At 71.8% G+C, this 17,949-nt stretch carries 18 protein-coding genes; 6 read left to right on the top strand and 12 right to left on the bottom strand.

Going from position 1 to position 17,949, the window contains the following annotated elements; genetic code table 11:
* Positions 1-12: 12 nt before the first annotated feature.
* A complete protein-coding gene (locus tag OG852_RS38545) occupies positions 13-1,464 on the bottom strand; it encodes an aminotransferase-like domain-containing protein (protein WP_133913417.1) in 1,452 nt (483 codons plus the stop codon).
* Between OG852_RS38545 and OG852_RS38540 the strand changes: the two genes are divergently transcribed.
* Both OG852_RS38540 and OG852_RS38535 read left to right on the top strand, forming a co-directional pair.
* Positions 1,463-2,377 (top strand): DMT family transporter, encoded by a 915-nt coding sequence (locus OG852_RS38540; RefSeq protein WP_133913418.1) that lies wholly within the window; start codon positions 1,463-1,465, stop codon positions 2,375-2,377. The two genes, OG852_RS38545 and OG852_RS38540, sit on opposite strands and share 2 nt — an antisense overlap.
* Positions 2,378-2,478: 101 nt before the next feature.
* A complete protein-coding gene (locus OG852_RS38535) occupies positions 2,479-2,682 on the top strand; it encodes a DUF1918 domain-containing protein (protein ID WP_133913419.1) in 204 nt (67 codons plus the stop codon).
* A gap of 21 nt (positions 2,683-2,703) precedes the next feature.
* Here OG852_RS38535 and OG852_RS38530 read toward each other — a convergent pair whose 3' ends face one another.
* On the bottom strand, positions 2,704-3,948 hold the full coding sequence (locus OG852_RS38530; RefSeq protein ID WP_133913420.1) for a glycoside hydrolase family 10 protein: 1,245 nt from the start codon (positions 3,946-3,948) through the stop codon (positions 2,704-2,706).
* 211 nt (positions 3,949-4,159) lie between these two features.
* Here OG852_RS38530 and OG852_RS38525 point away from each other — a divergent pair, with 211 nt between their 5' ends.
* Complete coding sequence (locus OG852_RS38525) at positions 4,160-5,020, top strand: 3-hydroxybutyryl-CoA dehydrogenase (protein WP_133913421.1); 861 nt, start codon at positions 4,160-4,162, stop codon at positions 5,018-5,020.
* Between the two features lie 179 nt (positions 5,021-5,199).
* The gene (locus OG852_RS38520) at positions 5,200-5,457 is read left to right on the top strand and encodes a hypothetical protein (protein WP_133913422.1); all 258 of its coding nucleotides are present in this window, start codon (positions 5,200-5,202) and stop codon (positions 5,455-5,457) included.
* On the opposite strand, the gene OG852_RS38515 is transcribed toward OG852_RS38520, so the two are convergent.
* The 9 genes from OG852_RS38515 to infC form a co-directional block, all read right to left on the bottom strand.
* Positions 5,454-5,990: an NUDIX hydrolase gene (locus OG852_RS38515; protein WP_133913423.1), complete on the bottom strand. Its 537-nt coding sequence runs from the start codon at positions 5,988-5,990 to the stop codon at positions 5,454-5,456. The genes OG852_RS38520 and OG852_RS38515 overlap by 4 nt on opposite strands.
* A gap of 66 nt (positions 5,991-6,056) precedes the next feature.
* The gene (locus OG852_RS38510; protein ID WP_133913424.1) at positions 6,057-7,397 is read right to left on the bottom strand and encodes a transcriptional regulator; all 1,341 of its coding nucleotides are present in this window, start codon (positions 7,395-7,397) and stop codon (positions 6,057-6,059) included.
* 298 nt (positions 7,398-7,695) lie between these two features.
* Positions 7,696-10,209: a phenylalanine--tRNA ligase subunit beta gene (pheT, locus tag OG852_RS38505; protein ID WP_330350309.1), complete on the bottom strand. Its 2,514-nt coding sequence runs from the start codon at positions 10,207-10,209 to the stop codon at positions 7,696-7,698.
* Positions 10,209-11,330, bottom strand: a complete 1,122-nt coding sequence (gene pheS, locus OG852_RS38500) for a phenylalanine--tRNA ligase subunit alpha (RefSeq protein ID WP_133913426.1) — start codon at positions 11,328-11,330, stop codon at positions 10,209-10,211. Before pheS ends, pheT begins: the two co-directional genes overlap by 1 nt.
* A 136-nt stretch (positions 11,331-11,466) precedes the next feature.
* Positions 11,467-12,582, bottom strand: coding sequence for a sensor histidine kinase (locus OG852_RS38495; RefSeq protein ID WP_330350308.1), 1,116 nt, complete (start codon positions 12,580-12,582; stop codon positions 11,467-11,469).
* A 56-nt stretch (positions 12,583-12,638) separates the two neighbouring features.
* A complete protein-coding gene (locus OG852_RS38490; protein WP_133913428.1) occupies positions 12,639-13,490 on the bottom strand; it encodes a TrmH family RNA methyltransferase in 852 nt (283 codons plus the stop codon).
* Positions 13,491-13,767: 277 nt separating this feature from the next.
* Positions 13,768-14,151 carry a 50S ribosomal protein L20 gene (gene rplT, locus OG852_RS38485; RefSeq protein ID WP_004002577.1) on the bottom strand — a complete coding sequence of 128 codons (384 nt, stop codon included), beginning with the start codon at positions 14,149-14,151 and terminating at the stop codon, positions 13,768-13,770.
* Between the two features lie 95 nt (positions 14,152-14,246).
* Positions 14,247-14,441 (bottom strand): 50S ribosomal protein L35, encoded by a 195-nt coding sequence (gene rpmI, locus OG852_RS38480; RefSeq protein WP_004933563.1) that lies wholly within the window; start codon positions 14,439-14,441, stop codon positions 14,247-14,249.
* A 111-nt stretch (positions 14,442-14,552) separates the two neighbouring features.
* Complete coding sequence (gene infC / locus OG852_RS38475) at positions 14,553-15,224, bottom strand: translation initiation factor IF-3 (RefSeq protein WP_133913429.1); 672 nt, start codon at positions 15,222-15,224, stop codon at positions 14,553-14,555.
* Between the two features lie 396 nt (positions 15,225-15,620).
* Between infC and OG852_RS38470 the strand changes: the two genes are divergently transcribed.
* Complete coding sequence (locus OG852_RS38470; RefSeq protein WP_208117188.1) at positions 15,621-15,995, top strand: DUF1844 domain-containing protein; 375 nt, start codon at positions 15,621-15,623, stop codon at positions 15,993-15,995.
* 87 nt (positions 15,996-16,082) lie between these two features.
* Here the strand turns inward: OG852_RS38470 and OG852_RS38465 are convergent, their stop codons facing one another.
* A complete protein-coding gene (locus OG852_RS38465; protein WP_330350307.1) occupies positions 16,083-16,814 on the bottom strand; it encodes an SseB family protein in 732 nt (243 codons plus the stop codon).
* Positions 16,815-16,964: 150 nt separating this feature from the next.
* On the opposite strand from OG852_RS38465, the gene OG852_RS38460 reads away from it, so the two are divergent.
* Positions 16,965-17,933, top strand: a complete 969-nt coding sequence (locus tag OG852_RS38460) for a serine hydrolase (protein WP_133913431.1) — start codon at positions 16,965-16,967, stop codon at positions 17,931-17,933.
* Positions 17,934-17,949 lie beyond the last annotated feature (16 nt).

Raw genomic sequence — 17,949 nt, 5'->3', positions numbered from 1 at the left:
GCAGGCCGCTCGTCATGTCGAACGATTTGCCGACAGCACCTCGTCACAGGCGGTCCGCAGCCGTCGTACCCCCTCCCCGATCTCCTCGGTGCCCGCGACGGCCGCGAAGCTCAGCCGCATGTGGGCGGCCGGGGGTTCTGCGCTGAAGTACGGGCGGCCGGGGGTGAGGGCGACACCGGCGCGCAGGGCGGCGGCGCCCAGCACGGTCTCGTCGGTGCCCTCGGGCAGCCTGAGCCACAGGTGGTAGCCGCCGGACGGGATGTGCGGGAGGGCGAGTTCGGGCAGGCGCAGGCGGAGCGCCGAGGCCATCGCGTCCCTGCGGGCCCTCAGTTCGGCGGCGACGGTCCGCAGATGGCGCGGCCAGGCGGGCGAGCCGACGAGTTCCAGGGCCGCCTCCTGGAGCGGGCGGGGCACGAAGAAGGTCTCGACGACCTGGATCGCGCGCAGCCGTTCCAGCGCCGGGCCGCGTGCGGCGAGGGCGCACACCCGGAAGCTGGGTGAGGTCGCCTTGGTGAGCGAGCCGACGTGGACGACGACTCCGTCGGGGTCGTCGGCGGCGAGCGGGCGCGGCAGCGGACCCGCGTCCTCGTGCGCGAGCCGCCGTACGTAGTCGTCCTCGACGACGAAGGCGCCCGCCTCGCGTGCGATGCGCAGCACCTCGCCGCGCCGGGCGGGGGCGAGGACGGCACCGGTCGGGTTCTGGAAGAGGGGCTGGCAGACGAACACCCGGGCGCCGGTGGCGCGGAAGGCGTCGGCGAGCAGCTCCGGCCTCACCCCGTCGGCGTCGACCGGGACGGGGACCGGGCGCAGGCCCGCCGAGCGGGCGATCGCGAGCATGCCGGGGTAGGTCGGGGACTCGACGAGCACCGGCGCGCCGGGCGGGGCGAGGGCGCGCAGAGCGGTGGTGAGCGCCGCCTGGCCGCCGGCGCTCACCAGGACCTCGGCCGCGCCGACACCGCCGCCGATGGTGCGGGCGAACCACTCCCGCAGCTCCGGCAGACCCTCCATCGGGGGCCGTCCCCAGGCGCCCGGGCGGCGTCCGGCGCGGGCCAGGGCCTCGGACATCGCGCGTTCGGGCTGGAGCGAGGGGTGCAGATAGCCGCCGTTGAACTCCACCACGCCGGGCGGCGGAGCGGCCAGCGAGGCGGTGACGCCGGTGGCGTCGACCGAGCGGGGTACGAGGTCGGCGGCGCCGTCGGCGCTGAGGGCGACCTCCTGCCAGGAGGTGTCCCCGGCCGGTGCCGCCGCGGGACGCGGACGGGCCCGGAACGCGCCCGCGCCGGGCCGGGTCACCACCAGTCCCTCGGCGGCGAGTTGGGCCAGCGCCCGCGAGACGGTCACCGGGCTCACCCGGAATCGTTCCACCAGCGTCCGGCTCGACGGGAGCTTTTCATCGGGAGAGTAGCGGTCCAGCTCCCTTCGGAGATGATTCGCCAGTTCACCCACACTGCTACGCTCTTGCATGAAGACACAGAGTAGCGCTATTGCATCCACCTCGATAGCGGTCAGCGTCCCTCCCGCCCGCGGCTTCGGCACCCTCCAGGCCGCCCTCGGGGTCGTCGCCTTCTCCCTGACGTTCCCCGCCACCGCCTGGGGGCTGGAGGGCTTCGGCCCCTGGTCGCTGGTGGCCGTCCGCAGTGTGCTGGCCGCGCTGGTCGCGGGCGGCTGTCTGCTGGCCCTGCGCGTCCCGATGCCCGCCCGACGGCACTGGGCGGGCCTCGCGGTCGTGGCGGGCGGGGTCGTCGTCGGCTTCCCGCTGCTGACCACCCTCGCGCTGCGGACGTCCACCACCGCCCATGCCGCCGTCGTCGTCGGCCTGCTGCCCCTGACGACCGCGCTGCTGTCCGCCCTGCGCATGGGGATCCGACCCTCGCGCACCTTCTGGTCGGCGGCGCTCGCGGGGGCCGCGGCCGTCGCGGCGTTCACCGTGCAGCAGAGCGGCGGGGCTCTCGGCGGCGCCGATCTCTGTCTGTTCGGGGCGCTGCTGGTCTGCGCGGCCGGCTACACCGAGGGCGGCCGGCTGGCCCGGGTGATGCCGGGCTGGCAGGTGATCGGCTGGGCGCTGGTGCTGTGCCTGCCGCTCGGTGTGCCCGCCGCCGCCCTCGCCCTGTCGTACGAGCCCGTCGAGCCGACCGCGCACAGCGTGGCCGGGCTGGTGTGGGTGGCGGCGGGTTCGCAGTTCCTCGGTCTGGTCGTCTGGTACCGGGGCATGGCGGCCATCGGCATCCCGAAGGCCAGCCAGTTGCAGTTGGCCCAGCCCCTGCTCACACTGGTGTGGTCGGTGCTGCTGCTGGGCGAGCACCTCACGCCCGCCGCACCGCTGACCGCGGCGGCGGTGCTGATCTGCATCGCCGTCACCCAGCGGGCGCGCGGCTGAGGAGTGCCAGGGCCCGCGACCCCGGCGCGAGCCGGGAGGCAGACCCTACAATCGGCACCACGGACCACTGCTCTCTTCCACACGGCGAGGAGGCCCCGCAGATGCGTGCAACCGCGGGCGACCAGTTTGTCCAGCACGGCAGGGTGGTCGGCCAACACGACAAGGTCGGCGAGATCGTCGAAGTACTGGGCCAGGACGGCAACCCGCCGTTCCGGGTCCGCTTCACCGACGGGCACGTGGGCGTGTGCTCACCCGGCCCGGACACCGAGATCCGCCACCGCACCACGACCGAGGAACAGCGGTAGAGGCGGTACGACGGCCGTGGATCAGCGCGGGGGCTTCGCCGACTGCCCGTAGTGGTCGGCCACCACCCGAGCCATCGCGCCGATCCGGTCCGTCCGTACGTCCTTGGCGGCGAAGAAGACATGCCCGCGCGCCTGCGCGTACCGCTTCGCCAGCGTGAGATGCCTGCTCAGTTCGGCCTTGGCCGCCCAGGCCGCGGGCTGCCCCGAGGCACCCGCCTTGTACAGGCCCTCCCCCAGGTAGAGCCGGGTCCGGCTGCCCTTGGCCACCTCCGCCCACCAGGGCACGAGCTTGGCGTAGTCGGCGGCGGAGTTGCCGATCTCCCAGTAGAGCTGCGGGACGACGTAGTCGATCCAGCCCTCCTTCACCCACTTGCGGCTGTCGGCGTAGATCTCGTCGTACGACTGGAAGGCGCGGGTGTCCGAGCCGCGCGAGTCGGTGGAGGCGTTGCGCCACACCCCGAACGGGCTGATCCCGAACTGGGTCGTGGGGCGTACGGCCTTGATCCGCACGGCCATCTCCCGCACCAGCCGGTTGACGTTGTCGCGTCGCCAGGCGGCCCGGGTGGTGAAGGCGCCGCCGTGCTCGTCGTACGCCTCGTCGTCGTCGAAGGCCTGGCCGGCGACCGGGTACGGGTAGAAGTAGTCGTCGAAGTGCACGGCGTCGACGGGGTACCTCTTCACCGCGTCCAGCATCGCGTCCTGGACGAAGTCACGGACCTCCGGCAGCCCCGGGTTGTAGTAGAGCCTGCCGCCGTACTCCACCGCCCAGTGCGGGTGCTGGCGCACGGGGTGCGCGGCGACCAGCTTGGAGCGGTCGGCGTGGGTGGCGACCCGGTACGGGTTGAACCAGGCGTGCAGTTCGAGACCGCGGGCGTGGGCCTCGGTGACGGCGGTGCCCAGCGGGTCCCAGCCCGGGGACCTGCCCTGGGTGCCGGTGAGGACCTGCGACCAGGGCTCGAACGACGAAGGCCACAGCGCGTCGGCCGTGGGCCGCACCTGGAACACCACCGTGTTCAGCCGGTCGCGTACCGCGAGGTCCAGCCAGTCGATCAGTTCCCTGCGCTGCTGCGCGGCGGTCAGCCCCGGCTTGGACGGCCAGTCGCGGTTGGCGACCGTCGCCAGCCACATCCCCCGCATCTCGGCAGTCGCACGGCCCTCTGCCGCTCCGCCCCGCGCGGGAGCGGGGGCCGCCGGGCCCGCCGCACCCGTCGTGGTGAACGCCGACAGCGCCGCCAGCGTGAACGCCCTCCGGGCCAGTCGCCCCATCGCACCCATCCCTGTGTCACGCCCTGGATCCGCTCGGTCACGGATCGTCTCCGCGCCCAGCATGCACCGACCCCGGTGATCGATCATCGATACTTGCTAGTAACGTGCACGATCGGAGCAGGCCGACCGGGACCCGGCAGACCTGTCACAGGCAAACGGACTCGGATTCAGCGACAGAGTCCTCAGAGTCAGCGTCAGCGAAGGGGACGATGTGACGGACATCGAACGCGTCGGAGTCGTGGGCTGCGGCCAGATGGGAGCGGGCATCGCCGAGGTGTGCGCCCGCGCCGGACTCGACGTCAAGGTCGCCGAGACCACCGGCGAGGCACTGGAGTTCGGCCGGACCCGGCTGTTCGGCTCCCTGGCCAAGGCCGCCGAGCGCGGCAAGATCACCGAGGCGGAGCGGGACGAGACCCAGGCCCGCCTGAGCTTCACCACCGACCTCGGCGAGTTCGCCGACCGCGACCTCGTCATCGAGGCCGTCGTGGAGAACGAGCAGGTCAAGACCGAGATCTTCCAGGTCCTCGACCAGGTGGTGACCCGCCCGGACGCGATCCTGGCCTCCAACACCTCCTCCATCCCGCTGGTGAAGCTGGCGGTCGCCACCTCGCGGCCCGACCAGGTCGTCGGCATCCACTTCTTCAACCCGGCCCCCGTGCAGGCGCTCGTCGAGCTGATCCCGGCGCTGACCACCTCCGAGGGCACGATCGGCCGGGCGCAGCTCTTCGCCGAGAAGGTGCTGGGCAAGCACGCGATCCGCGCGCAGGACCGCTCCGGCTTCGTCGTCAACGCGCTGCTGATCCCGTATCTGCTCTCCGCGATCCGGATGTTCGAGACGGGCATCGCCAGCCGCGAGGACATCGACAACGGCATGGAGATGGGCTGCGCCCACCCGATGGGTCCGCTGAAGCTGTCCGACCTGATCGGCCTGGACACGGTCGCCTCGGTCGCGCAGTCGATGTACGACGAGTACAAGGAGCCGCTGTACGCCGCTCCCCCGCTGCTCCAGCGGATGGTGGACGCGGGCCGCCTCGGCCGCAAGACCGGCTCGGGGTTCTACACCTACGGATGACCCACCGTGTTCGGAACGGGCCCGGCGCTTCGCGGAGTGCCGGGCCCGTTCGTTTCACACACGGTGTGCACACCGGGCCCGCATATGCCGCGCGCACACGCTCCCCACCGGCCCACCAGGCGAGTTGACTCACCATGCACATGCAGGGATGTGAGTCGACCACGGAAAGGAGCGGACACGTGACCGCCGATCCCGAGCATCCCGTCGTCCACGGAGAACTCGCAGAGTTACGTCGCCGGCTGGACGTGGCCTACGCCCGCGTGGAGGGCGGGCTGGCCCTGATCACCCATCGCGCCGAGGAGACCGCCAAGGAACTGGACGAGCTGAACACCCGCATGGTCTCGCTGGAGCACGCGCGCTGGCCGCTGCCCTCGCTCGCGGCGCTCACGGCCCTCGGGGCCCTGGTCGTGACGGTCTGGCAGGCGCTGGCCCACTAGTCTCCCGTCAGCCTGAGATGGCGCAACAGCATCAACGCGGCCGCCATGTTGGCGGCCGGGACCTCCCCCCGGGCGACCAGGTCGGGTACGACCTTCAGGGGGACCCACTCCCGTCGGTCCGACTCGAAGTCGTCCACGGGGTGTCCCACGTACTCGCCCCGGTCCGACCAGTAGATGTGGTGGACGGCGTCCGTGAGACCGTTGGACGGTTCCACGCTCATGAGGTGGTGCAGGGGCCCCGGCCGCCAGCCGGTCTCCTCCTCGAGTTCCCTGGCCGCCGCGTGGGCGATGTCCTCGCCGTCCTCGACGACGCCCGCCGCGAGTTCCCAGCCCCAGCTGTCGGTGATGAAGCGGTGACGCCACAGGAGCAGGACCTCGTTCGCCTCGTTGACCACCGTGGCCACGGCGACGGGCCGCAGCCGTATCAGGAAGTGGTCCAGGTGCCGGCCGTCCGGCAGCTCCACATCGGCCAGGTTGACGCTGAACCAGCGGTTTTCATACACAGTTTGTTCGTTCTGTTTCGTCCACTGCACGGTTCTGCCACCTTCCGTCGGGTGAGTGGCAATATCGCAGCAGGGACTGTGGAGCGCCCCGAAGCCCTACAGCGGTACGCGCAGTGCTCCGTCGATGAGTTCGGCCGCCTCGGACGTCCCCGAGCAGCCGCTGCGCACGAGGTGTTCGCGCACCGCCCGGAGTCTGTCGCGCAGCCGCTGGGACTCCATGCCCCTGGCCTGTTCGGCCATCCGCACCGCGGTGACCACCGCCTTGTCGGCGTGGCCCTGGCGCAGTTCGATCGTGCTGAGCATGGCGAGCCGGTGCACCCGCCCCCGGTCGTGCGCGGGCGTGCCGACGGCGGCCTGGGCGTGTTCGGCGGCCGCGGCGATCTCGCCGAGGCTGAGCAGCGCCTCCGCCACCTGGACGTTGACCAGACCGGGCTGGACATAGCCGGTCTCGTCGGGCTCGACGCCCCGGCGGATGCGTTCGGCGGCCGTCTCCGCCCGCCGGATGCACGACAGCGCGCTCGTGCCGTCGCCGAGGTGGGCGTACGCCTTGGCCTGCATCGCGTACAGATCCGAGGCGAGGGCGGGGGTGATGTGCTTGCCGGCCGCCCGCAGCGCGGCCTCGGCGAACGCCACGGCCTGCCGGTACTCCCGCATGAACAGCGACTGGTTGACGAGCAGCGCGATGACGTAAGCGCCGAGTCCCCGGTCCCCGCTGGCCTTGGCGAGCCGGAGCGCCTGGTGGAAGTAGCGCTGGGCGAGGCCGTGCGCGTCGGAGTCGTACGCGCAGATCCCGGCGACGGCCACCAACCCGCCGGTGGCCCGGTGCAGTTGACGGCCCGTCTCATCGGTGTAGCTGCCCCGCAGCAAAGGCGCGGCCTCGGCGTTGAGGAAGCCGACGATACGGCTGCGGGTCGCGATGCCGCCGGCCTTGCGGTACATCTGCTCGTAGTGGGCGCGGGCGGCGCGCAGCATCTCGATGTCGGCGGAGGTGACGCGGTGCCGGCCGCCCCGGGAGACGTCGACGTCCTCGGGCGGGTTCTCCCACTCCCACACGGGCATCACGGCCGGGGTGCCGGTGACGGCGGGTGCGCCGAGGATGTGCGGGCGCTGCTGCTCGTCGGAGCGCCAGAGCGCGGTGGCCCGCTCGACGAAGCCGGACAGGGAGGTGCCGTGCGGGGTGGAAGGCTCGCCCGGCACGCCGAGGCCGATGTCGTCGAGGGTGACCGGCCGGTGCAGCCGTCCCGCGAGGACCTCGCAGATCAGGTCGGGGACCTGGCCACGGGGCCGCTGTCCCTTGAGCCACCGGGCGACCGCCGTGTGCTCGTAGCGCAGGGCGAGTCCGCGTGCTCGTCCCGCCTGGTTGACGTGGGCGGCGAGGCCCGCGTGCGAGATGCCCGCCTCGTCCAGGATCGCGTCGAGCAGAGTGTTGGGCTGCATGGGTGCCCCCCGGTGCCTCGGTGCCGCCAGAGTAGTGGGTCCCTCTTCACACGGGGTGTGAACGGAGTGCGCGTATCCATGCTGTGTGCGCGCTGTCGCGGAGCGTTTCCGGCCGGTTGACTGTAATGCCTCGCAAGAGGTACGCCGGGCCGTCGGCTCCCCCTCATAAAGCGGCGGTCCGGCGTTGCGGGGGCAAGGCCCGGCTTCTCACTCGGATGAGAGCGGCTGCCCGGGGGCGCGGGGAACGGCGCGGCCGGCCACGGGAACCCGCAGCCGGCCGGCACAGCCCGTACGACGACTAGCCGCGAAGAACGGCTCCGGTGCGCTCCCCCGCGAGGGCGACAGCCGCGTCCCGCGCGGCCGACGCCTCGTCCACCGTCAGCGTCCGGTCCCCCGCGCGGAAGCGCAACGCGTAGGCGAGCGACTTCTTCCCGTCACCGAGCTGCTCGTCGTTGACGTAGACGTCGAACAGCCGGATCCCCTCCAGCAGTTCGCCCGCCCCCTCGCGCAGCGCGGCCTCGACGTCCGCGTGCGGCACGTAGGAGTCGACCACGAGGGCGACGTCCTGCGTGGCGACGGGGAACGTGGAGATGCTCGGCGCCTGCGGGGTGTCGTCGCCGACCACCTCCAGGACGTCGAGGTTCAGCTCCATCGCGCAGGTGCGCGCGGGCAGCCCCAGCGCCTTCAGCACCCGGGGGTGCAGCTCGCCCGCGTGGCCGACGACCCGCTCGGTGCCGTCGACGACGACCACGAACTCGGCGCAGCGCCCGGGGTGCCACGGGCCGTACTGGCCTCCCCGCACGATCAGCTCGGCACCGGCCTCACGGGCGACGGCGCGTCCGGCCTCGATCGCGTCGGCCCAGTCGGCCGGGCGGCCCTTGCCCCACCAGCCGGCCTGCTCGCGGGCGCCCGCGAGGACGACGGCGACATGGCGCGGCTGCTCGGGGAGTACGGCGTCGAGCGCCGCGATCTCCTCGTCGGTCGGGCGGCGGTCGACCGGGAGGTGACCGGCGACACCGGCCTCCTCGCGGGGGTGGAAGACCAGGCCCGTCTCGAACAGCGCGAGGTCGTGGCCGCCCCGGCCGTCGTTGCGCCGCAGCGCGCCCAGCAGGCCGGGCAGCAGCGTCGTACGGAGGGCGGGCTCCTCGTCGTTGAGCGGGTTGGTGAGTCTGACGACACGGCGGGCCGGGTCGTCGGCGTCCAGTCCGAGCTGGTCGAAGACGCCCTCGCCGAGGAACGGGTAGTTCGGGGCCTCGACATAGCCGGCGCCGGCCAGGGCGCGGCCGACGCGGCGGTGCAGCCGCTGGCGGTGGGTGAGGCCGCGGCCCGACGGGGGCTTGGGCAGCGTGGAGGGCAGGTTCTCGTAGCCCTCCAGGCGGATGACCTCCTCCGCCAGGTCGTTGATCTCGGCGAGGTCGGGGCGCCAGGACGGGACGGTGACGATCAGCTCGTCCTGCCCGTAGACGTCGCAGCCGATCTCCTGGAGGCGGCGCACGACGGTCTCACGGCCGTAGACGACACCCGCGACCTTGTCCGGGTGGTTCGCCGGGACCGTGACGGTGTGCGGGCCGGAGGGGGTGACGACCTCGGTGACGCCCGCGTCGGCCGTGCCGCCCGCGAGGAGCACCAGCAGGTCGACGGTGCGCTGGGCGGCGGCCGCGGCGGCGGCCGGGTCGACGCCCCGCTCGAAGCGGCGGGAGGCCTCGGAGGACAGCTTGTGGCGGCGGGCCGTGCGCGCGATGGACACCGCGTCGAAGTGGGCGGCCTCGATCACCACGTCGCCCGTGGAGTTCTCCAGGTCGTCGTGGTCGGCGATCTCCGTGTTGGCGCCGCCCATGACACCGGCGAGGCCGATCGGGCCGCGGTCGTCGGTGATGACCAGGTCCTCGGCGTGCAGCTTTCGGGTGACACCGTCGAGGGTGACGATCTGCTCGCCCTCGACGGCCCGGCGGACGCCGATCGTGCCCTGGACCAGTGAGCGGTCGTAGGCGTGCAGCGGCTGGCCGATCTCCATCATCACGTAGTTGGTGATGTCGACGGCGAGGGAGATCGGGCGCATGCCGACCTTCTGGAGCCGGCGCTTCAGCCAGATCGGGGAGCGTGCCTCGGGGCTCAGACCGGTGACGGTGCGGGCGGTGAAGCGGTCGCAGCCGAGCGGCTCGGACACCCGCACCGGGTAGCCGAAGGCGTTCGGGGCCGGTACGTCGATCAGGGCGGGGTCGCGCAGGGGCAGACCGTAGGCGATGGCGGCCTCGCGGGCGACGCCCCGGATGGACAGGCAGTCGCCGCGGTTGGCGGTGACGGCGATGTCCAGGACCTCGTCCACCAGCTCCAGGAGCTCGACGGCGTCCTTGCCGACCTCGGTCTCCGGGGGCAGCACGATGATGCCCTTGGTGCCGTCGTCGCCCATGCCCAGCTCGTCGCTCGAGCAGATCATGCCGTGCGAGGTCCTGCCGTACGTCTTGCGCGCGGCGATGGCGAAGTTGCCGGGCAGGACGGCGCCCGGGAGGACGACGACGACCTTGTCGCCGACGGCGAAGTTGCGGGCGCCGCAGACGATCTCCTGCGGTTCGCCCGTGCCGTTGGCGGTGCCGACGTCGACGGTGCAGAAGCGGATCGGCTTCTTGAAGCCCTCCAGCTCCTCGATGGTGAGCACCTGGCCCACGACGAGGGGGCCCTTGAGGTCGGCGCCGAGCTGCTCGACGGTCTCGACCTCGAGGCCGGCGGAGACCAGCTTGGCCTGCACGTCACGGCCGGTCTCGGTGGCGGGGAGGTCGACGTACTCCCGCAGCCAGGAAAGCGGGACCCGCATCAGATCTCCATCCCGAAGGGTCGGGTGAACCGGGTGTCACCCTCGACCATGTCTCGCATGTCTTCGACGTTGTGGCGGAACATCAGCAGCCGCTCGATGCCGAAACCGAAGGCGAAGCCGCTGTACTTCTCGGGGTCGACGCCGCAGGCGGTGAGCACCTTGGGGTTGACCATTCCGCAGCCGCCGAGCTCGATCCAGCCCTCCGAGGAGCAGGTGCGGCAGGGGCGGTCTGGGTTGCCGACGGACTCGCCGCGGCAGACGTAGCACACCATGTCCATCTCGGCGGACGGCTCGGTGAACGGGAAGAAGTTCGGCCGCAGCCGGGTCTTGATCCCCTCGCCGAACAGCGACTGGACCATGTGGTCCATGGTGCCCTTGAGGTCGGCCATGGTCAGGCCCTCGTCCACGGCGAGGAGTTCGACCTGGCGGAAGACCGGGGTGTGCGTGGCGTCGAGCTCGTCGGTGCGGTAGACGACGCCGGGACAGATCACGTAGACCGGCAGCTCGCGGTCGAGCAGGGAGCGGATCTGCACGGGCGAGGTGTGGGTGCGCAGCACGACACCGGACTCGGTGCCGCCGTCCGGGCCCTGGACGAAGAAGGTGTCGGCCTCGCCGCGGGCCGGGTGGTCCGGGCCGATGTTCAGGGCGTCGAAGTTGAACCACTCGGCCTCGACCTGGGGGCCCTCGGCGACCTCGTAGCCCATGGCCACGAAGATGTCCTCGATGCGCTCCGAGAGCGTGGTGAGGGGGTGGCGGGCGCCGGCCGGTACGCGGTCGTACGGCAGGGTGACGTCCACCGCCTCCTCGACCAGCACCCGGGCGTCACGCTCGGCCTCCAGCTCCTCCTGGCGGCCGGCGAGGGCCTTGTTCACCGCCCCGCGGGCCTGGCCGACCACCTTGCCGGCGGCGGCCTTGGCGTGCGGGGGCAGGGCGCCGATCTCGCGGTTGGCGAGGGCCAGCGGGGAGGTGCCGCCGGTGTGGGCGACCTTGGCCTCCTGGAGCGCGTCGAGGGAGTCCGCGGCGGCGAAGGCGGCGAGCGCCTCGTCCCGCATGCGCTCGATCTCTTCCGGTTTCAACGCCTCGACCTCGACAGGGTCGTACGACTTATTCGGTGCCGACATCTCTTCCCGTGCTTCCGATTGGCTGGCGGATGGTCCCCGTCACCGACTCGCGGCCAGTGCGTCATGGTTTGCGGGACACAAAGGTGCCAAAGGCCGAGTCTAACGGGGTGGAGGTGTGCGGAGAGCCCGCGGGCCGTCAGGCGAGATACGCCGGGGCGCCCACGGGCAACGTAAATCGGAACTCGGCACCGCCGCCGGGGGCGCGGCCGACCGTGATGGTGCCGCCGTGGGCTTCGACGATGCCCTTGACGATGTACAGCCCGAGGCCCGTGCCGCCGCGCTTGCTGCCCCGCCAGAAGCGGGTGAAGACGCGGTTCATGGACTCCTCCGGGATGCCGGCGCCCTCGTCGCTCACGGTGACCGATGTGCCGGTGTCCTCCCCTTCCCGGGGGGACGCGGCGGGCGTGATGTCTATCGTGACGGTCCCCTCGCCGTGGCGCACGGCATTTTCGATCAGGTTGCTGAGGACCTGGTCGACCTTGTCGGGGTCGGCCCACAGGGCGGGCAGCGGCTGCTCGATGCGGAGCAGGAACCGGTCGGCGGGCTGCCCGGCGGCGACGTAGGCCTGGATGTGCCGTCCGACGGCGGCGCCCATGTCGACGGGCTGGCGCCGCACCTCGAGCCGTCCGGAGTCGATCCGCGAGATGTCGAGCAGCTCGGCGATGAGCCGCGTGACGCGGTCGGCGTCGGCGTCCACCGTCTCCAGCATCAGCCGCTTCTGGTCGTCGGTGAAGCGGGCCCATTTGGCGAGGAGGGTGGCGGTGAAGCCCTTGACCGAGGTGAGCGGGGAGCGCAGTTCATGGGCCACCGTGGCGATCAGCTCGGCGTGACTGCGCTCGGTGCGACGGCGGGCCTCGGTGTCACGGACGGAGACGACGACCCGGCGGACGGGTCCGGTCGGTTCGGTGCGGACGTACCGCACGGTGACGAGCACCTCGCGGCCGCCGGGCAGCAGGAGATTCCGCTCGGGCTGCCCGACCCGGATGGCGAGACCGCCGTAGGGGTCCGTGAGCTGCCACCAGCGGCGGCCTTCGAGGTCCTCCAACGGGAGCGCCTTGTCGAGCCGCCGGCCGAGGGCTTCGTGCGCCGGTACGGAGGTGATCCGTACGGCGGCGGCGTTGAAGCAGATCACCCGCCCGTGCTCGTCGGCGACGACGAGCCCGTCGGGCAGGTCGTCGGGGCCGATGCCGAGTTCGGCCAGGTCACCGGCAGGTCGGGCTGCTCCCGGTGCGCTGCTCGTGCCGACACTCATCCCCGTACCTCACCTCCCGTACTCCCGGAAGAGGCCCCCCCGAGCTCGTCACCCTACTAGCTCTCGGTGACGGAGCGGCACCCTCCGGAGGCGCGCTGTGCACGGGCCGATGCGTAGAGACATACGGCCGCGGCGGTCGCGAGGTTCAGGCTCTCCGCCTTCCCGTGGATCGGGACCCGTACGACGGCGTCGGCGAGGGCACGGGTCTCCTCCGGGAGCCCCCAGGCCTCGTTGCCGAAGACCCAGGCGGTGGGCCCGCCCATGGTGCCCTGGTCGAGCTCGTCGTCGAGGTCGTCCTCGCCGGCCCCGTCGGCGGCGAGGATGCGCACCCCGGCGTCCTTGAGTCCGGCCACCGCCCGCTCGACGGGCACACCGACGGCGACGGGCAGGTGGAACAGCGACCCGACGGAGGCCCGGACGGCCTTCGGGTTGTAGAGGTCGACGGACGCGTCGGTCAGGACGACGGCCTCGGCACCGGCGGCGTCGGCGCAGCGCAGGACGGTGCCGGCGTTGCCGGGGTCGCGCACATGCGCCAGGACGGCGACCAGCCGGGGCCGGGCGGCGAGGATCTCCTCGAAGGGGGTGTCGACGAACCGGCAGACCCCGACGAGCCCCTGCGGGGTGACGGTCGTGGAGATGTCCGCGATGACCTGCTCGTCGGCGAGATGGATCCGGGCGCCGGCGGCTCGGGCCTCCCCCACGATGTCGGCGTACCGCTCCGCGGCCTCGACGGTGGCGAACAGCTCGGTCAGGGTGTCCGCGCCGTACGCCGCCGCCTCCCGCACGGCCTGCGGCCCCTCCGCGAGGAACAGCCGCTCCTTCCCCCGGAAGTTCCGCCGAGCGAGCCGCCGCGCGGCGGCCACACGGGGAGAACGGGGGGAGATCAGCTCGGGGCTGGCGGGGGGCATGTTCTGGTTCACCTTCGAAGCTCGGTGGGTTCTGATACCGCCGGGGTCTCACTCGCCCGCGTCGGCGGGGTGCCGCTGCGCCCACCCGTGCCGCCCCAGCGGTACGACTGCCCGCAGCTCGACGGGTTTTTGTTCTCAGGGGCCGCGGGGAACCGCGCGACCGGCCACGGACGGGCCCGCACCCGAATGGCGGCCCCGGCGGGCGTCAGCAGCAAAGGACCCGCAGGATGGAACCTGCGGGTCCTTCAGTCACGTCGGCTCGAAAGCGAGCGCAGCGTCACGCGGCCTTGGGCGCGTTCACGTCCGACGGCAGCGCCTTCTGCGCGACCTCGACGAGCGCGGCGAACGCGCCAGCGTCGTTCACGGCGAGCTCGGCGAGGATCTTGCGGTCGACCTCGACGTTCGCGGCCTTCAGACCCTGGATGAAGCGGTTGTAGGTGATGCCGTTGGCGCGGGCAGCCGCGTTGATGCGCTGGATCCACAGCTGACGGAAGTCGCCCTTGCGCTTCTTGCGGTCGTTGTAGTTGTAGACCAGCGAGTGGGTGACCTGCTCCTTGGCCTTGCGGTACAGGCGCGAACGCTGACCGCGGTAGCCGGAGGCCTGCTCGAGGATCGCCCGGCGCTTCTTGTGGGCGTTGACTGCCCGCTTGACGCGTGCCACTTGTTAACTCCTTGTAGCGGGGCCGTGGGTGTCGTCACACGGCCCGGATTCGATTGGGTCCCGGTGTGCGTGGATCAGGCGCGGTGCGCCCGACCTCACTTGCCGAGAAGCTTCTTGATCTTCGCGGCGTCGCCCGGGGCCATCTCGGCGTTGCCGGTGAGGCGACGCGTCACGCGGGACGACTTGTGCTCGAGCAGGTGGCGCTTGCCGGCGCGCTCACGGAGCACCTTGCCGGAGCCGGTGACCTTGAAGCGCTTGCTGGCACCGCTGTGCGACTTGTTCTTCGGCATAGCGCCGTTCTCTCCTCGTCGGTGGCGCTCCGGTGCCCGGTCGTGAAACCGGGCACGGGGTGGAGCGTCGCTGCTGTATGGGTTGCATCCAGGGGACGTGGGTCCCTCGGATCACGCCTCGGCGGAAGCCTCGGCAGGGGCCTCGGCGGTCTCGGTGTCCTCGGCGTCGGTGTACTCGGCGTCCGCGGGGTTCTGCGAGCGGCCGGGGTTGGCCTTCGCTTCGGCCTTGCGGGCCTCCTGCGCCTGACGGGCCTCGGCCATCGCCTCGGTCTTCTTCTTGTGCGGACCGAGGACCATGATCATGTTTCGGCCGTCCTGCTTGGGGTTCGACTCGACGAACCCGAGCTCCTGGACGTCCTCCGCGAGACGCTGCAGCAGTCGGTAGCCCAGCTCGGGCCGGGACTGCTCGCGACCACGGAACATGATCGTGATCTTGACCTTGTCGCCCTGCTTGAGGAACCGGACGACGTGACCCTTCTTGGTGTCGTAGTCGTGCGGGTCGATCTTCGGCCGGAGCTTCATCTCCTTGATGACCGTGTGCGCCTGGTTCTTGCGCGCCTCACGGGCCTTCATGGCCGACTCGTACTTGAACTTCCCGTAGTCCATGAGCTTGCAGACCGGCGGGCGGGCGTTCGCCGCGACCTCGACCAGGTCCAGGTCGTACTCCTGCGCAAGCTCCAGTGCCTTGGCCAGCGGGACAATGCCCACCTGCTCGCCACTGGGACCGACAAGTCGCACCTCGGGAACGCGAATCCGGTCGTTGATGCGGGGCTCGGCGCTGATGGATCCTCCTCGGTAGCACCACGCGAGCGTCTGGCGGACGGCCGCGTAACGTCTGTGTCGTTAGACCTATAACCACGCCGAAGCACAAAAAATGCCCCGAACGATCACATGCGGGGGCTCCAAGCACTACCGGAGCACCGTCGCGAGGATCGCGGGGCGCACTACCGGGCGACTCCATCGTCCGTACGGAACGATGGCGGCCGCCTGACCGGGGTGACCCGCCGTCCCTGGGGGGCGGTCGGGTGGGAGTTCGGAGCCTCCACTTGTGGGCCGGGCCCGCCTGCTGAGGGGCACGCGTGTCCGACCGGTCGTTAGTCGAGATTACCAGCCCGCGCCGGGATGGGCGAATCGAGCCTCGGTGCGGGAACCGGGCGGCCTGCGCCTATCGTGTGGGGCATGAGTGAGACCTCCCCCGCCGGCTCCCCGGACCACGCCTCCGCCGACTTCGACGAGATGACCCGCGACATCGCCGAGGTCCCGGCCGTCGAGGTGATCGTCACGGTCGCCGTCAACCTGATGAGCGCGGCCGCCGTGAAGCTCGGGCTCACCGAGGAGGGCGACACGTACAAGGACCTCGACGAGGCCCGCAAGCTGGTCACGGCCCTCGCCGGGCTGCTCGACGCGAGCGCGACCGAGATCAGTTCCTTCCACGCGGCCCCGCTGCGCGACGGCCTGAAGTCGCTCCAGCTGGCCTTCCGCGAGGCGTCGATCGTCCCGGACGAGCCGGGCCAGGGCCCGGGCGAGAAGTACACCGGACCCGTCTACGGCTAGGGGGTGTTTCGAAAGTCCTGTGCGGGTGCTGTGCGGGACTTTCGAAACACCCCCTGGTGCCCCGGCAGGCGTCCTCGTCCTTCGGGTTCATCCGCGTACGTACAGGGGCTCGCCCGGAGGCGTGGTTCCGGCCGGCAGGAGCGCCAGGTCGAGGCCGCGCACCAGGCGGGCCCTCAGTGTCGCGTCGGCGGCGAGGCGGCCGGCCACGGCCCGGGCGGCCTCGGCGGGGGCGGCGGCCGGGTCGAGGACGAGCGCGAGGGTGCCGTCCGCCTGCCCCGGCCCGAGGTGCGCGCGGACGACGGCGGGCTCGGCGGCCACCGCGGCGCGCACCGCCTCCCGTACGGCCGGATCGACGAGCGGATCGGTCGTCGTACGGCCCTCCGCGAGCGCCAGCAGCGCCGGTCCCGTCAGTTCGAACGTCACCGGCCCGGCCAGGTCGAGCACGACGGTGTCCGCCTTCTCGTGCGCGGCGGCCCGCAGCGCCTGGTGCAGGGGTACGGCGACGGGGCGCGCCGCCGGGTCCCAGCGGGCCAGGGAGCCGGTGGAGGTGAAGGCGGGCAGGGCGGTGCGGCCGCCGGCCTTCAGGGTGGGGACGGCCATGTCGCTGGTCTTCTCGCGGCGCAGCCCGTTCTCGTCCTCCTCGACCTCGCCGAGGACGGCCACCACGGGGACGAGCAGCCGGGTGCCCTTGAGGGCCTCCAGGACGGGTCCGACGGCGGTGCGGTCCTCGGCCCAGGCGGCGAGCGCCGCGCTCAGCCGGGGGTCGGCGGAGCCGTCGTCGTCGGAGTAACCGGGGTCGGGAATGTTCTTGTTCGCCACGGTCACCGACCTTATCGGGGGGATCCTGCTGGGCTTGTGCGGGGCCCGAAACGCGACGGAGACAGCTTTCACAGGATTCTCAGCATTCGCTGATGTACCTCTTACGTTCGTCTAACGGCCCGCACAGTCGGTGCCACCACGATCACGGGCATGGAGTCTCGCAGAGCTCGTAGCGGTCGTCGCGCCCGCCCCTCCCGGCGCCGTCCCCTCCTCTCCACCGCGCTCGCCACCGTGGCCGTCCTCGGTGCCACCGCGGGCGGCACCGTCTATGTGAAGGCGCAGGCGCACTCCGGCGAGGGGGCCGTATCGTCGTCCTTCGCGGAGCCCTCGGCCTCCGCGTCGGAATCCGCGGACGGAGGGGTGAGCGTGGAGTCGGTGGCCGCACCCGAGGTGGACTACGACGCGCTGCTGGCCGGGGCGATGAAGTCGGTGACCGTGCCGGACACCGCGAAGGTGTCCGTGGCGGTGCTGGACATGGACTCCGGGGACGGCGCGACGTACGGCTCGGCCGCGTTCGACACGGCGAGCATCGTGAAGGTGGACATCCTGGCCACGCTGCTGCTCCAGGCCCAGGACGCGGGACGGCATCTCACGGCGACCGAGAAGTCGCAGGCCACCTCGATGATCGAGAACAGCGACAACACCTCGGCTTCGGAGCTGTGGCGGACCATCGGCAAGGCGGAGGGGCTGGACGCGGCGAACGAGCGGTTCGGGCTCACGCACACCGAGGGCGGCGACGACATGCTGTGGGGGCTGACCCAGACCACGGCCGCCGACCAGCTCACGCTGCTCCAGCAGGTCTTCGGGGACGACTCGGAACTGAGCGAGGCGTCGCGGACGTATCTGCGGAGCCTGATGGGACAGATAGCGGCCGACCAGCACTGGGGTGTCTCGGCGGCGGCCGACGGCTCGTCGTGGGCGCTGAAGAACGGCTGGCTGGCCAGGAGCACTACCGGGCTGTGGGACATCAACAGCATCGGGCGGGTGGCGTCCGGCGGGCGCACGTACCTGGTGGCGGTGCTGTCGAAGGGGAACGCGACCCAGGCGAAGGGCGTCTCGCTGGTGGAGGCGGCGGCGAAGGCGGCGGTGTCGGCGCTCACGGACGACACCGGGTCGTAGCGCCGGTACCTCTCCG

The sequence above is a fragment of the Streptomyces sp. NBC_00582 genome (assembly GCF_036345155.1).
Taxonomy (GTDB): Bacteria; Actinomycetota; Actinomycetes; order Streptomycetales; family Streptomycetaceae; genus Streptomyces.
Note: the sequence above shows the minus strand (reverse complement) of the source record. Positions and strands in the feature narration are given on the sequence as shown.